The 14,271-nt window shown below is 50.5% G+C and carries 15 protein-coding genes; 1 reads left to right on the plus strand and 14 read right to left on the minus strand.

Going from position 1 to position 14,271, the window contains the following annotated elements:
• Window positions 1-5: 5 nt before the first annotated feature.
• The 8 genes from DBZ16_RS04415 to DBZ16_RS04450 all read right to left on the minus strand — a co-directional run bounded on the left by DBZ16_RS04415 (window position 6) and on the right by DBZ16_RS04450 (window position 7,585).
• A complete protein-coding gene (locus DBZ16_RS04415; RefSeq protein ID WP_107813061.1) occupies window positions 6-1,445 on the minus strand; it encodes a hypothetical protein in 1,440 nt (479 codons plus the stop codon).
• Between the two features lie 162 nt (window positions 1,446-1,607).
• Window positions 1,608-2,246, minus strand: coding sequence for a 7-carboxy-7-deazaguanine synthase QueE (locus DBZ16_RS04420; RefSeq protein WP_107813062.1), 639 nt, complete (start codon window positions 2,244-2,246; stop codon window positions 1,608-1,610).
• A complete protein-coding gene (locus DBZ16_RS04425) occupies window positions 2,243-2,614 on the minus strand; it encodes a DUF1304 domain-containing protein (RefSeq protein ID WP_107813063.1) in 372 nt (123 codons plus the stop codon). The genes DBZ16_RS04420 and DBZ16_RS04425 overlap by 4 nt, the downstream gene beginning before the upstream one ends.
• Window positions 2,615-2,737: 123 nt before the next feature.
• Window positions 2,738-3,160, minus strand: a complete 423-nt coding sequence (gene queD / locus DBZ16_RS04430) for a 6-carboxytetrahydropterin synthase QueD (RefSeq protein ID WP_107813064.1) — start codon at window positions 3,158-3,160, stop codon at window positions 2,738-2,740.
• 10 nt (window positions 3,161-3,170) lie between these two features.
• Window positions 3,171-3,686, minus strand: coding sequence for a DUF1543 domain-containing protein (locus tag DBZ16_RS04435; RefSeq protein WP_107813065.1), 516 nt, complete (start codon window positions 3,684-3,686; stop codon window positions 3,171-3,173).
• Window positions 3,687-3,737: 51 nt separating this feature from the next.
• Window positions 3,738-5,075 carry a DUF3482 domain-containing protein gene (locus DBZ16_RS04440; RefSeq protein WP_107813066.1) on the minus strand — a complete coding sequence of 446 codons (1,338 nt, stop codon included), beginning with the start codon at window positions 5,073-5,075 and terminating at the stop codon, window positions 3,738-3,740.
• Between the two features lie 72 nt (window positions 5,076-5,147).
• Window positions 5,148-6,488 (minus strand): DUF2868 domain-containing protein, encoded by a 1,341-nt coding sequence (locus DBZ16_RS04445; RefSeq protein WP_107813067.1) that lies wholly within the window; start codon window positions 6,486-6,488, stop codon window positions 5,148-5,150.
• A 113-nt stretch (window positions 6,489-6,601) separates the two neighbouring features.
• Window positions 6,602-7,585 carry a hypothetical protein gene (locus DBZ16_RS04450; RefSeq protein WP_107813068.1) on the minus strand — a complete coding sequence of 328 codons (984 nt, stop codon included), beginning with the start codon at window positions 7,583-7,585 and terminating at the stop codon, window positions 6,602-6,604.
• Between the two features lie 154 nt (window positions 7,586-7,739).
• On the opposite strand from DBZ16_RS04450, the gene DBZ16_RS04455 reads away from it, so the two are divergent.
• The gene (locus tag DBZ16_RS04455; protein ID WP_107813069.1) at window positions 7,740-8,708 is read left to right on the plus strand and encodes a hypothetical protein; all 969 of its coding nucleotides are present in this window, start codon (window positions 7,740-7,742) and stop codon (window positions 8,706-8,708) included.
• A gap of 80 nt (window positions 8,709-8,788) precedes the next feature.
• On the opposite strand, the gene ruvX is transcribed toward DBZ16_RS04455, so the two are convergent.
• The 6 genes from ruvX to DBZ16_RS16315 all read right to left on the minus strand — a co-directional run.
• On the minus strand, window positions 8,789-9,265 hold the full coding sequence (gene ruvX / locus DBZ16_RS04460; protein WP_107813070.1) for a Holliday junction resolvase RuvX: 477 nt from the start codon (window positions 9,263-9,265) through the stop codon (window positions 8,789-8,791).
• Window positions 9,258-9,806: a YqgE/AlgH family protein gene (locus DBZ16_RS04465; RefSeq protein WP_019271440.1), complete on the minus strand. Its 549-nt coding sequence runs from the start codon at window positions 9,804-9,806 to the stop codon at window positions 9,258-9,260. Before DBZ16_RS04465 ends, ruvX begins: the two co-directional genes overlap by 8 nt.
• 12 nt (window positions 9,807-9,818) lie before the next feature.
• On the minus strand, window positions 9,819-10,367 hold the full coding sequence (locus tag DBZ16_RS04470) for a CreA family protein (RefSeq protein WP_107813071.1): 549 nt from the start codon (window positions 10,365-10,367) through the stop codon (window positions 9,819-9,821).
• A gap of 374 nt (window positions 10,368-10,741) precedes the next feature.
• Window positions 10,742-11,758, minus strand: a complete 1,017-nt coding sequence (locus tag DBZ16_RS04475) for a tetratricopeptide repeat protein (protein ID WP_430914326.1) — start codon at window positions 11,756-11,758, stop codon at window positions 10,742-10,744.
• 68 nt (window positions 11,759-11,826) lie between these two features.
• On the minus strand, window positions 11,827-13,683 hold the full coding sequence (locus DBZ16_RS04480) for a phospholipase D-like domain-containing protein (protein ID WP_159070297.1): 1,857 nt from the start codon (window positions 13,681-13,683) through the stop codon (window positions 11,827-11,829).
• A 10-nt stretch (window positions 13,684-13,693) separates the two neighbouring features.
• Window positions 13,694-14,271 (minus strand): DUF2345 domain-containing protein (locus tag DBZ16_RS16315; RefSeq protein WP_240600217.1); only part of this gene is annotated, 578 nt, incomplete at its 5' end.

Below are 14,271 nucleotides of genomic sequence, written 5' to 3' on the forward strand. Positions count from 1 at the left end.
CCGTATTAATTTTCCAAATTCAATTTAAGTGGCAGCGGTGAGGCATTTTGCTGATAGATTTCAAAATCCAAAGCCTTCTGTTCTTCGTTCCAGCGCAATTCACGGGACGGGCTGGAATGTTTTGCCAAAACGCTTTCTAAAGCAGCACGGCGTTTACCGGCGGGCAGACGGTATAGCTCTAAAGCGGCTTGGAACGCGCGTTGCTGCATGGCGGTATCTTGCAGGCGATGGACGCTGGAGTCGTAGGAAGGAAGAACAATAGCGTAAGTGATACAGCCGACACTATTACCCATACATGCCCATTTCTTAGTAAATGTCTGGTTTATCTCTTGTGAAGGCATCCATTGCGCCTTACTGTCATTTTTCAAAATAGCCATTTTTTCCGGTTTGCAGTAGGCGGCGAAGTAAGGCGAGATGTGAGCTAATGTATGTTCTGCATCCACATTAGGACGCAATAGAAGAGAAAGCATTATGTCGGCATACTGTATTTCTCCACCCGTTAATGTCATCAACTCATGAAGCCCATTCAGATTCATGTACCCCTTCTGTAAAAACCATAATCCTTGCTGCTCAAATTCCCATTGCCGCAGTGAATTGGCACTTAACCGAAACTCTTCCTGAGCTATCAAACAAATATTTTGTTCCTCTGCCGGCAGAACATCAAACATCCCGTCACATTCGGCAGGCAGACGGTTTGCCCACTCGGGTTTTTCGTACAGCATTTGCGCGGCAAGGTCAGTATTCCTTCGGATAACGGCATTCCCTATCATGGCGTAAATCAACTCCGGACTTTTATTCAGCATACCTCGACCCGTCTTGATGTTTCGGCAAACGCGCTTCCATGCCTCGGCTTCCCGACCTTCCGCCCAATCAAGTGCGGCAGGTTTTCTACCGTATGTCACGAATTGCAGTTTTGGAAGCGGTTTAACAGCAATACCATAATCATCATTAGGCCAGTCTCTTGAAACAAAAATATCGTAGTCGGTAAGCCTGTCTACATTGGCTAACAGTTCGGCGTATTTTTCCACCACGGCTTTCGCTTTCGGCAAGTCGGCACGCACCTCAGCCAAGCACTCTGCCGCCGTTGTACCGCAGTCCAATGATTTATCACCGGACTCAGGGACAATAAGCCGCCTGCCTTGCAATTCTTGATTCTGTTTGAGGATATCTTGGTTGTTATTACCTTGAATGTCGCTCCCGAAACGCTTCATTAAATCGGCACGCTCGGCATCATCTTTTGTGCGAAACTCCAGCAACCACAAGGCATCTATGCCGTTTTTCAAAGATGGCGACGGGGTGGACTGAATGGAAAGCAGCGCCAAATCCGCTTGCGCGGCTTGGATTTCGCGCTGTTTCAGATAATAGGGAACGATATAGAGGACGATAGCTACGACGAGCAGCAGAATGACCAGCGTCCAAAGCAAGTATTTCCATAAACGTTTCATGATATTTTTATAGAGTCAGGCAAAATAAGGCGATTATACTGTGTATCGGCTTTATTTTTTGCATTTGCCATATAAAAAGGATCGGATATCAATACCCGACCCTTTTATCTTTTCAGACGACCTTTTAACTCTCCAACCTTACATAGATATGTCGTCTGAAACCTACTCTATCCCCGCCCATTTGTGTGTCTGCACGCTCAACTGCCAATGCACGGGCGCGTCGGGGCGGCTGTTTAAGAGACCGATTTGGCGGATGGTGTCGTAGATGTTCATTACGCCGTTTTGTTCGCAGGGGGAAAGGTAGTAACGACGCGCGCGGATTTTGCGTTCCATGTTTTGGCAGAACGCAACGACATCACCGTCCGCCACAATGCGCACTTCGTCGGCTTCGGCGATGCAGTTTGTTTCATATTTGTCGGCATAGCAGGCTTTGGGGCTGGTGGCGACGTAGTCGATTTGCGGCGGCGCGGGCTTGAGGCCGTTGGTTTCGATACAGAGGAAATAGCCTTCCGCCTTGAGCACGTCCAGCAGCGTATCGAGATGCGGCTGTATGGTCGGCTCGCCGCCGGTAATGATGATATTGCGGGCAGTATAGTTTTTCAGACGACCTAAGATGTCGGACAGACTCATCATGCCGAATTTTAAATAATCGGTATCACACCAGCCGCATGCCAGATTGCATTTGCCCAAGCGGACGAAAACGGCAGGCATGCCCGTGTTCCAGCCCTCGCCTTGCAGGCTCTCGAAAATTTCGACGATGCGGTATTGCGGATTTTCGGGGGCGACGCTGATTTTTTTCATACCGCCAACACCGCTGCCGCCGCCAGCATCGCGGGCAAACCTTGTTTGACGAGTATGCCTTTGTTGCCGGAAGAGAACGCGCCCCATGCGGCGGCAATCAAGACGAAGCCGAGAAACAGAATCGTCGCGCCGTAAACGGCATTGTCCGGCGCGGCAAACCGCGACCAAACTAGCCCGATGGCAAGAAAGCCGTTATACAGCCCTTGGTTGCTGAACAGGGTCTGCACGCGCTTTTGTTCCATAAATTCATAAGGCAGATTGAAAATTTCCGCCGCTTTTTCGCTGGGAATCTGCGTCATTTCAAGCCAGGCGATGTAGAAATGTTCGGCGGCGACGAGGAGGAGTAGGAGGGTGGGAAGAAGTTTCATGGGTGTTCCTTTTAATGGGTGTGTCGTTGTGAAAGGTAGTCTGAAATATGGGTAATCGGGTTTTCAGACGACCTTTTTTGCTTCTTGGTTGATGATTTGGATTTGCAGGTAGGAATTGCTCTCCTAATCCCCTTCATACTCCGCACACGATGTCGGCGTTTCCCACAATTTCACGCTGCACACTTTCAGCCCTGCGTTTTGCAAACGGTCATACATTTCGACCGCCATATTTTCAGCAGTGGTGCGGCAGGGCAGGCACAGGGTTTTCATGTTCCAGCCTTCCAAGAGCGCGGCGATTTGGCATTCGCGCTCGTTGCCGCCGTTGTAGATAAACGCGTGGTCGAAGGGGTCGGTGATGTGTTTTTTGACGGCGGCTTTGAGGTCGGTGAAATCCATCACCATGCCGTCTTTTGCTCCACCCCGTATGGGGTCGTCTGAAACGGTGATTTCGAGTTTGTAGGTATGCCCGTGCAGGTTTTGGCATTTGCCGTCATGCCCGTCGAGCATGTGTGAGGAGTCGAAGGTGAATATTTTAGTAATTTTCATGGTGGGTACTTTAAATCGGTAAATAGCCCTGAAAGCCGATTTCGGCAGGTTTGCCGTGCGGATTCGGGGTCAGGCGGATGGTGTGCTTGCCGATGCGGTCGAGTCGGAGCAGGTTGTCCACCTCTTTCAGGTTGTCTTTATGCTGTTGAATATGATCGGGCAACAGGGTTTGCAGGGCTTTTTGCTTGGCTTCGGCGGGCGTGGCGGCGGCGAACAGTCCGAAAGCATGCTCCTCGGCAAGCTGCCCCGCGCGATAACCGCCGACATTGACAAAATACAGGTGCGGGGCGTTTTCAGACGACCCTTTCAGCTCGGTGTCGTCGGATACATCGACATCATAACCGTCCGCCCATTCGACAACCTGCCAGCCGTCGATGTAGATTTTGTCCGCATCGCCGAACCATGCGGCTTTAAGCGCGGGGATGGCTTCGCGGTAATCGTCGCACACGGCAAATTGGATGTCGTGCACTTCGATATTGGAACGGCCTGCGTTACCGCCGAGATAGAACATATAAAGTTTGGGCATCTTCGTCCTGATGAATTTTTGAAATTTGGGAACCTGCCGTCCTCCGCCTGCTTACCCACCCAATTTCCTACTCAAACTTTCCGCATATTCTTCCCGTTCGGCGCGGCTGGTTTCGGGGAGGTGGGTGTTGAGGGACGACCATTTCCACCTGCTGCGCGCTTTGTTGAGTTCGGACGGGAGTTTGTCCGCCTGCCACGGCGCTTTGCGGCTGTGCAACTCGACTTGCGATTGCGCCGCGTGGCCGCGCGTTTGCAGGATGTGGAGCAAATCGAGGGCGCGGGCGGCGAGCAGGGTCAGGGTTTCGGGGTCGGTGTGCAGGGTTTGGCGGCCGTTGAGCTTATCGGAAATGGTGCGGGTATTGGGCAGGATGCCGCCGAGAAAGCCGCCGATTGCCGTCCCCAATCCGAGCGAACCGCCGAGCGTGGCGATGTCCAGCCCCAAGCCGATGAGCGCGCCGGTTGCCGCGCCCGTACCGGTACGGATGCCGTATTCTTTGAGCAATTCGCTGTCAAACGGGTCTTGATGGAAGGCTTTGGGCACCCAGTCGCCGCTGTCGATTTCGCTGTGGTAGAAGCGGTAGAGGCCAAACAGCCGCTGCTGCATCTGCCGTTCGAGCTGGCGTATTTCCGCCTGCATGGTTTGCAGGACGGGCGCGGGGTCGTCGTTTTCGTCGATTTCCTGCGTAAAGGCGGCAACATCAAGCAGAAAACCTGCGATTTCGTGGCGCGCTTCTTTGTCCAGACGCGTCCATTCGCGGCGGCGGGAAGCGGTCAGGCGGTCGATGATGTCATGCTGCGGCAACATGGTGGCGAGCTTGTTCCAAAGGTTCAATTCGCCTTCAAAATCGAAGGCGACGGTATCGAACCCTGCGAAAACGTGCAAGTTTCTCCGCGCCAGCATGGTTGTCCACGCTTCGGGAAGCTGTCCGCCGGTAAAGTTGAACACGGGCATGACCGGTTTGGCGCACCATGAAAGAATGGTCAATTCATCCCGATATTTGTCGAGGATGGGTTCGCGCGCGTCGATGACGTACAACGCCATGTCGCTTTGCAAAAGCTGCCGCAGCACTTTGGCTTCTTGGTTGAAATCGTGATGTGCGCCGTCGCTGTCGAGAAACTGTTGCAGCCGCTCGATGCCGTCGGCGCGCGCATCCGTATGGGTTTCAAGCCAGTCCAAAACACCGCCCGCGTCTTCAAGTCCGGGCGTGTCGTACAGATACAGCAGCGTATCGGCGCCGTCGGTAATCGCGGCTTCTTCAACATGGCGCGTGGTGGACGGGGCGTTTTTGACTTCGCCAAAGCCGCTGTCGCGCAACAAGGTGCGCAGGAGCGAGGTTTTGCCGGTATTGGTATGCCCGACGACGGCGAGGGAAAGGGGTTGTTTATTCATGATGTTTTTGAAGAATGGATTTTCAGACGACCTTTTTTAGGATGGCGGTTTTATGGGGCGTTTCAAGTGCGGTCATTGGTTTTTCAGACGACCTTCCTGCGCCGCCTTATCAGGTTCCAGCCATGCCACGTCGCACTCTGCCAGCGCATTGCGCCAGTGGTTCAATGTTTCGGACAGGTCGTCTGAAAGCGTCCGCTCCGTCAGAAGCTGTACCACCGCCCCGCCCTGCGCCGCTTCGGAGAGTCGGACAATCTGCCGCAACACGCCGCGGTCGGGGACGGTTTCCGCGCGTACGCCGATGAGAAGCTGGGCGGGTTTCTGTTGCAATTCCGCTTCCAAAGCGGCAACCTCTTCCCGATTCGCCGCCACGCCTTTATCCAGCCATTCCTGCGCCAGCCTGCCCGTAAACCATGTGCCTTCGTGCCATTCGGTTTCCAGCATGACTGCCCATTTGGGCGCGTCGTTTAAGGTGATTTTCGGAGAAACGGCGGACACAGTTTCCCGACGCGTATCCGCATCGACGATTTTGTTCTGCCAGCGGCGGATGACCGCCTGATAATAAGGCTTCTCCAAATCCAGCTTGCTTTGGCTTGTTTTTAAAAAGATTTTGCATACCGCCCAAGCCAACAGGCGCGGCAGGATGCCGTAGCAGGCAATGCTGCCGACCAACAAGCCCGACCACGCGCGCGCATCGGCGATGTTGCCGTTCAGACGACCTTCGACCACCGCCCGCGCATCGGGGGCAGGGAAACCAAGTTTCGACGGCAGCCACGCCAGCATTTCCACCGCGCGTACCGAAGCGGCATTGCTCAACAGCGTGCTTTCCCAGTTGAACGTATATTGGCGCACCAAAAGCAGCAGCAATACTGACACCAGCATCCCGCTCAAGGTGCAGAGCCATAGACTGTGCGAAGTCGCGCCGGCGATCCAACGCGCCGAAGGCTGCCGCCATTCGTCTGCATACAGCCGGAACACCGCCTGATTGACGGGATCTTTACCCCGAAACCACGTCGCCGGACTGCTGAAAAACCGCCCCACTTTCACGCGCAGGAACAGCGATGCCAGCCATACCGCCAACATCAGCGTATTCATACCCAACACGCCCGCCAAAATCAGGAAGAAATTCAGCCCTTGGCTGTCCATCAGAAGGTAAGTGCCTGAAAAACCAGTACTGAACATCGCCGCAGCCGCCACAATCCACAGCCAAAACGACCCGGTACGCACTTGTTCCAAGGTATGTCGAAGCTGACTGTCTCTGTCTATCATCTCCGCGCGGCGGATGATTTTGCCTTCCGCGCCGCCTTCGACATGGCGCAACGCCTCCGTCGCCTGCACGGGATCGCCGACAAAAATATAGCCGCCCTCTTCCAAAATACGGACAAGTTCGGCGAGTTTTCGGGATGGGTTCAACATAAAAAGGTCGTCTGAAAGGGATAGTGAAAACGCAAAGATTTTATCACAGCCCTTTTCAGACGACCTTTGTATTTTAAATGTGACACTCAGGCAAACCTGTTTGCCGCCATTCCTTATTCCGCTTCTTGGAAAATCACGTCGTTTTCAAACCGCGCCATATTGTGCGGCCCGTCGGTCAGGGCGATGCCTTTCAGTTCGTGGCGGCGAACCAAGTCCAACACGGCTTCCTTGCCGGAAACGGGATGGCAGCCGGCAGGACCCATGTGTTGGAAACGGTCGGTGTAAAAGAGGTATAAATAACCGTCCCGCGCGTAAAGTCCGCCGTCTTTGCGGTTTATCCCGACAAAAAGCGGCTGCTCCGCCAATTGGTTCCAAACGATATACTTCACGGATTTCGCCAAATCCGCCGAATATTTTTCCACCAGCCCGATCAGCAACACATTCTCTTGCGGCGTGTTGCCGGCAAAAAATTTCAGCAATTCCTCATCTTCGACATTTGTAAACTGCTTGAACAATTCCTCCGCCCGCGCCGGTGTAACCTTATAGGGATTGGAAAAACCGACAATGGCTATCGGATGAAATTGCAGCGGCAGCTTGGCATCGCTACCGATGGACAAAGCATCCATCTTCTCTCTGGAAGCCGCCATGCTGCCCGCGCCGTTCACGCGCATCAGCCAAGAAAGCGCGCATTCAAAATGCTCGCCATCCTGCCCTCTGTATTCCATCAGTTGAATGCCCAGCGAGTGCGCGACACGCAAGACATTGTTCAGATTATTGAACTGGTCCGCCTTATCCAACGCACCGACCAAGCCGATGCCGTCTAAAGCGCCGTCCTGCCCGTCTGAAAAAGCACGCGCGGCTTCATAGGTGTCAAACAGATATAAAACCGTCCGCCCGTCTTTCAGACGACCTATATAAGGGGTGCCCGTCCCTTCCGACACATCCGCCTGCATGGCAGACAGCGGCACATACACTTTATCTTTCGCATAAATCGCCCGCGCCGCGCCCTCGCTTTTTTCCTGCGCGGAAAGTTTGCGCGGCTCTTGTGCCGTTTCGTCGGACGGCTTGTTCCCAAAAATTTTCGACAAAATACTCATTCGGTTTTCCTTAATGTATTGGTATGCGCCCGCCTGACTGCGTTTCTGCGCAATAGAACGGCGCGCAAGATTTTATCACAGCCTTTTTCAGACGACTTGCATTATCCCTAAGATACCGTCCATAATAGCTTTATGCATTAAGCAAGGAAAAACAATGATTATCCGAACCACAACGTTATCCCTACTCACCCTGCTCACCCTCTTCCCGACCGTTGCCGCCGCGAACGACGAACCGCCCGCCGACGGTGACACTTGGGTGGACCACCGCCACAAAGTCGTTTCCAAACGCTTGGACAAATGGTCCAACCGCATAGACGACTGGTTTGGCGAACCCGATCCCGACCACCCTGCCGATGCCAACCTGCGTGTCATGCTCGATACCGAATGGAACCCTGACGACAAGTTTACCGTGACGCCGCGCGTACGGGGTCGTCTGAAACTGCCGACCTTGGAGAAAAAAGTCCATGTGATTTTCGGTGACGACTCTTTGGACGACGAGCTGAAACACGAAGCCAACGCCTACCGCAACCGTACCAACACCAACGGCAGGATTTTCGACGCTTCCCAAAGCCGCGACAACAACGCCTCCCTTGCCGTCCGCTGGACCGAAGCATTCGCGAAACAGCGCACCAATACCGACTTTGATATCGGTATCCGCTCCGGCAGCGACCTGTTCGCCCGCGCCAAAAGCTCGAGCAATTGGCAACTGACCGACAGCATCGACACCAGCTTGGAACAAATCTACCGTTACGGCATCAAGAGCAAACACCATGTCCGTACCAACTGGGAAACGCGTTACACCCCCGACGAAAAAAGCTTTATCGCCAATCAGGCACACCTGCAATACGAACACGATAAAACCGAAGACTGGACATGGGGCAACAGCCTCTTCCGCCAACACAACCTCGGCAAACACCGCCACGTCAACTACGGCGTGTACACCGGCGGCAATATCGAAAAACGCAAAGCCGCCCTCAATACCTACGGCCCGTTTACCACCTACCGCCAGCCGATTTGGCGCAACTGGCTGTTTACCCAAACCGAGGTCAACTACTACAACAACCGCAAGGAAAACCAAAAACACCGCGTTGGCGCACTGTTAAGGATTGAAGCCTTGTTCTGATGCAAAAAGGTCGTCTGAAAGCCTGTTGCCGGATTTAAATCCCGTCAACTCCACTTTCAGACGACCTTTTTCAAACTCTCTCAAACGGATGATTCTTCCGAACCTTCTTCCCTGCCGTTGAAATACTCCACGGCTCCGCCATCGAAAAAGCCCTGCAAAATCGCTTGCGCCGCCACTTGGTCGAGTACCGCCTTCTGTTTGCGCCCGAACACCTGCGCCTCGGCAAGCAGGCTTTCGGCGTATAGCGAAGACATCCGTTCGTCCACCCAATATATGGGCAGGTTAAAACGCCCGTGCAGGCGGCGGCCGAATTTGCGGCTGAGGCGGGTCAACTCGTGTTCCGTGCCGTCGGCGTGGGTCGGCAGCCCGACGACCAGATGCTTGGGCTGCCATTCCCGTATCAGCTTGGCGATGGCGTTGAATTTCTCGTCATTGCTGTTGCCGGTAACCGTCGCCAAAGGATGTGACAAGCCAAGCTCCGCATCGCCCTGCGCCACGCCGATACGCACCTCGCCGAAATCAAACGCCAAAACCGTCCCTGCCGGCGCTTTATGCATGACCGGCTCCGCAGACAAGCGCATCGGGCTGGATGCCCAGCTTGGCGAATGCAGCGGCGTAGCGGTGTTCATAAGGCATATCGAACAAAATATGCTCGTCCGCCTTTACCGTCAGCCAGACATTGTCCGCCAGCTCGCGTTCAAGCTGCCCTTTGCTCCAGCTCGAATAGCCTATGCTGATCAAAATCTTATCCACCGCGCCCTGACGCGATAAGTTTTCAATCACATCGCGTGAAGACGTCAGCGCAATGTCGTCTGAAACAATCATACTGTTTTGCCAGTTGCCCACCGGCGTATGCACGACATAGCCGCGGTCAATCTGTACCGGCCCGCCCATCATGACGTGTTCGTGCTGCATCCGCAAAGGGATATTGCGGTCGGTTGCCGCAAAAATCATGTCCATCGTAATCGGCGACGGTTTGTTGATGATGATGCCCAACGCGCCCTCTTCGTTGTGTTCGCACACATAAATTACCGAATTTTCAAAAAACGGGTCGTCCATATCGGGCATGGCAATCAAGAAATGGTCGGTTAGGTTCATATCGCTCGTCTTTTATTTGGTCGGCACAGGCGCATCCACGACGCACGCACCGTAAATCTGTTTGCCTTCCGCACCGGCAATTTGCTGCACATCCGCTTTAGCACTGCCAAAACACGACACCGCGCTCAAAGAGTTTTTCGGTGAACCCTGAACGATTTTGTCGCTATAAATTAGATACGCAAACGCCTTACGCTTAGGATCGTAATAACGGATAATCTGCTGGCTCTTAAACGCCAAACTCGCGCTGCGTTTAAACACTTCCCGCGGCTTGACGACAGCTTGCTCGTTATAACGGATGACCTCCGCCGTCTGCACGCAAGATACGGAAGCATCGCTCGCGTCCTCCTCCAAATTCACCGTCTCTTTCAAACCGCCTTTCTTCGCATAAGAAATATAACAGGCAACCCCTTGCACATCAGGATCGTCAAAGCCCTCGACTTCAATACGGTCATTTTTCCCCAGCATATGAAAAACCGTGCTGGCACGTCCGATTTTGTCGGTATCGTTACCGCAGGAAGCAAGAAGCAGGGCGCAAAGCGCAGGCAGAATGATTTTGTTCATGTAAATAAGAAACCTTTGAGGGTTGAAAATAAAGAAGCTAACACCGTAGCTCCTACTATATAAGACCGCTTGTTCAGATTGCAAGCATCGAAAAGACACAGAGATCCAATTGAACACACGGCACCGACTTCAAGCACTCCCACAACAAACCCTATCCCCTTCATTCCTTAGTACATTCAAGGTTCAAAAAGAGAATCCGTATCGATCGCCAAGATCTCGTCAAGTTTACGGACTGAGCTTTAGCTGCAAACAAAAGGTCGTCTGAAAACATATTTTCAGACGACCTTTTTTAAAGTGTTGGTTCTTGATTCAACCTACGGCCCTGAAACCATAGAAGTTGTTCTGAACTTCACTTTCAGACGACCTTTCTGCCTTTATTCTTTGCGCGGCGGCCAATAGACGTCTTCTTTTTTGACGATACCGCGTTTGAGAATATCGGCAGCAAGAGCAGCGGTATCAGGCGGGTTTTGGTAGAACGCCGCGTCTTCTTTACTCATTGCGGAGTAGATGCCTTTCCAATGGGTTTTGGCGGGTGGCAGGGGAAGGACTTCGTCTAGGCGCGGGAAGGTGTAGAAGGGGTTGCCGCTTTTGGTGCCAGTGCCTAAAAGTGCCTTATACAATTCTTTGTAGGCAGCTTTGCGGATTGGATCAGCAGGAATATCAGAAAATTGCCTCATTAATTCCTTATCTTTACTGAAAACCATTTCTAAACCTACAGCAGCCCCACCACCCCCTTGTCCGCCATACCGCACTGCATTGTGCATCAACGACAATGATTCTTTTAAATCTCCATCAATCTTCTTAGATATGGATAACTCGTCCATTGCTGCAGAGAAACCCTGCTTGGCTGCACAGCTAAACAATGATTCACTAGTCTTCGCATCTTTCATTTTATTTTCGTAAATCCGCGCCAACTCATATTGCGCCAGCGGCACCCCCAAATCCACCGCCTTTTGCAAATAGGCAAGACCAAGTTGCGGATTACGGCGATAGCCTGCATTACCTTCATACAAAGCGTCAAACAGCCAGTAGTTTGCCATTGCCCAGTTTTTGTCTAGACCGTAGTGCAGCCATTTGCGGGCGCGGTTGTGCAAGGGGTTGTACATAATGCCGGTCGAACCTTGCACATGGGTGTAGAGCAGGTAAAGGTTGTTAATTGCCTGATAATGCCCCTTTGATGCAGCCGCTTCATACAAGACAATCATGTCCTGAAATTCCTCTTTATTCATACGCCAGTCTTTGGCATCCAGCAGAGTGGCGGCGCGATACCAAAGATGGGCTTCGGCATCGGGTGGAGATGGTGGCGTCCAAGTGGCGCAGGTGTATTGTGTACGTTTGGAATCAAAGGCTTTGGGTACTGGATGGGTCTGGGTGTAATCTTTATTAGGCATGGTAACTCCTTGAAAGTGACAGGCGTTCAGGCAAAAAACACTTAGTAGCAAAATCAATCTGTTCATAATCATGCCTTTCTAGAACCTGTCACACTACGACCATCTGAAAAAGGAACAACATGACCTGTAATCATTATGTTTTTTATCATCATCTTTTTATTCTCATTAGCTAGTCTCTTAAAGTGAAGGAAATAGTCGTCCATCTTATCATGCTTTTCAAATTGCCTAATCGCTCCACCACTATATCGATCAAACAAAGTCTTACGAAATTGGTAAGCTACTTCTTCATCATCACAAAGCAGATTCAGTTCTGAATCCACAGTCATGCTTCGAAAATTCAGATTTGCCGAACCAAGAGTAAAGAAATCATCGTCGATAACCATTAACTTGGCATGAATATAGATATCCTGTGGTTCCCCGTCAACTTGAGTTTTTAAGTTGCAGAATACTGTTTCAATTCCGTTTTTTTTAAGCTCTTCGTAAGTATGTTTCATTTCTGCACCATTTAAAGCACCTTTCATGGTCGTGTGATAATTTCCATCTTTATCCTGACGATAAAGCTCATTATCCCCGTTTTTTCCTTGCCCCACCTGGTCACTCACACCCAACTCGTTCGCCATTTGATGCGTACGGAACATCATTTCTGTTTTTTCCGGCTGAGAAGTAAAGGCAAAAACATACAGCATTGGTTTACTCTCGCTATTTAACGCTCCTAGCTTTTCTAGATATTTTTTGTAATACTGCTTTACCTCTTTCACCCATGAAGCATATTGAAAATATTGATTGACAATTAGCACATAGCGACGCGGATTTTCTGCAACCTGAAAATAAGCACGACGAATTTCCAGTTCTTTATCGCCATTCACTTTTTTGTCAGGTCGAGTACGGACTAGCTGAATGGAAGAACCATTAGAGTCGCAATATTCACTCATTATTTTTTCCATGTCCGGCTTTTTTCGACTTTCAGTAATTTTCTCATACCCTTTACGAATATAATTTTTTTGGCAATTATCATCCCATGATTCGCAAAAGTTGGCATTTAAATCTATCAGTGCAGAACCTTTAATACCAATTGAAAAATCATGCCAAGGTCCTAACCCAGCCTCTCGAAGCGGCTCATCATGGCGCATTTCTACCGTATCCCAATAAGCAGTCAGACTATTGTGCCCCATTACATAGCCATGTGCTTGTTCTGTTCCATAATCCACTAAAAGGGATTTTTGGTGATCACTAGGAAAATTCAAACTAAAACTCTCCCCAAAACTTCTAGGATCCTCATTTTTCAACACTAAATTATTTAGATTACTTATTGCACGGAATACTATTTCAATATTTGGATAAACGCCTCTCTCAATTTTTTCAAACCATTCTCGAGAATATGCCGTAGCCTCAGGACTCCAAGCTCGGCTACCAGTTTTATCATTACTTCCATTCTCCCGGCTTATTGTTTTTTTTGTTTTTTTTGTTCCATTTTCAAGCGTTATCTCATGCCTAATAAACGCCTCTTTTCTAGAAGCAAAAGGAATACAACTAGCTGGCAATCCAGGGGCATTTTCCATCACTCCGTTACCTGATTTGGTGTACCAAAGCAGCAAGCGAATTTTCATCTCCTTGTGATTAGTTGCCGCTTCTATCAAATGATGACCATAGCTATCAGTTTCCTTCCATTTCCAATTACCGCCTTCTCGAACAATCGGCATTGCCGGATCAAATCCCCAACATACAATGTCTATTGATTTTGTGGCTTTTTTAATGGATTCTGCAATTGCAGCAAAAACCTCCTGCCCACTGAAATACGGTGTTAACTTATTGCCGTTACGTTGTTTGTAATTTGAGTTATCCAAGTACCAGCGTGAAGAGAGTACTGCTGCACCCGCCTTGGTACAAGTAACTTGCTGTATATTTTCATTATTAGAATTTGGCATTTTCAATTCCTTAATCGATTTGCTTTTTATCAGATTGTTTAAAGTAACGGATAAGGGACGTATCCTTGTTTGCGGTTTCTTCGTGCTCAACATGCCGATAACCTAAAGCAGTCAGGTTTTGGGCAAGTTGTTTCTTCACATTTTTTTCCTGCTGTTTATCTGGTGGAGTAATGTCAAATATTGCACCGTTGCTCAACTCTACTTTATATTTAGACTTATCATCATGTTCATACTCTATCGCACCCAAATCATCGGTCAGCCCCTCTTTTAGCAGCGCCCCATCTTTATAGAGTTTGTAGGGTTCGTTAGTGTAAACAAAGCCATGACCATGCGGCTTGGATGAAAGTACAAATCTGCCTTGTTTTAATGTTTTAGCAATGGTCTTGACCTGCTCCAATTGCAGACTACTCGGTCCCGTCACCTCCAACGGCGCCTTCACCCTAACCAGCTTCGGACTGCCAATCTCAATTTCTCCATTCGAGAATTTGATGTATGCGCCTTTACAGGTAATTAAAACTTCCTCTTGCGCTGCAATATTTACTCTGCCTGAACTACTGGTCAGCACCGCGTCCTTCAGCGCATTCAGCT

This window comes from Neisseria sicca (assembly GCF_003044565.1).
Classification (GTDB): domain Bacteria; phylum Pseudomonadota; class Gammaproteobacteria; order Burkholderiales; family Neisseriaceae; genus Neisseria; species Neisseria sicca_A.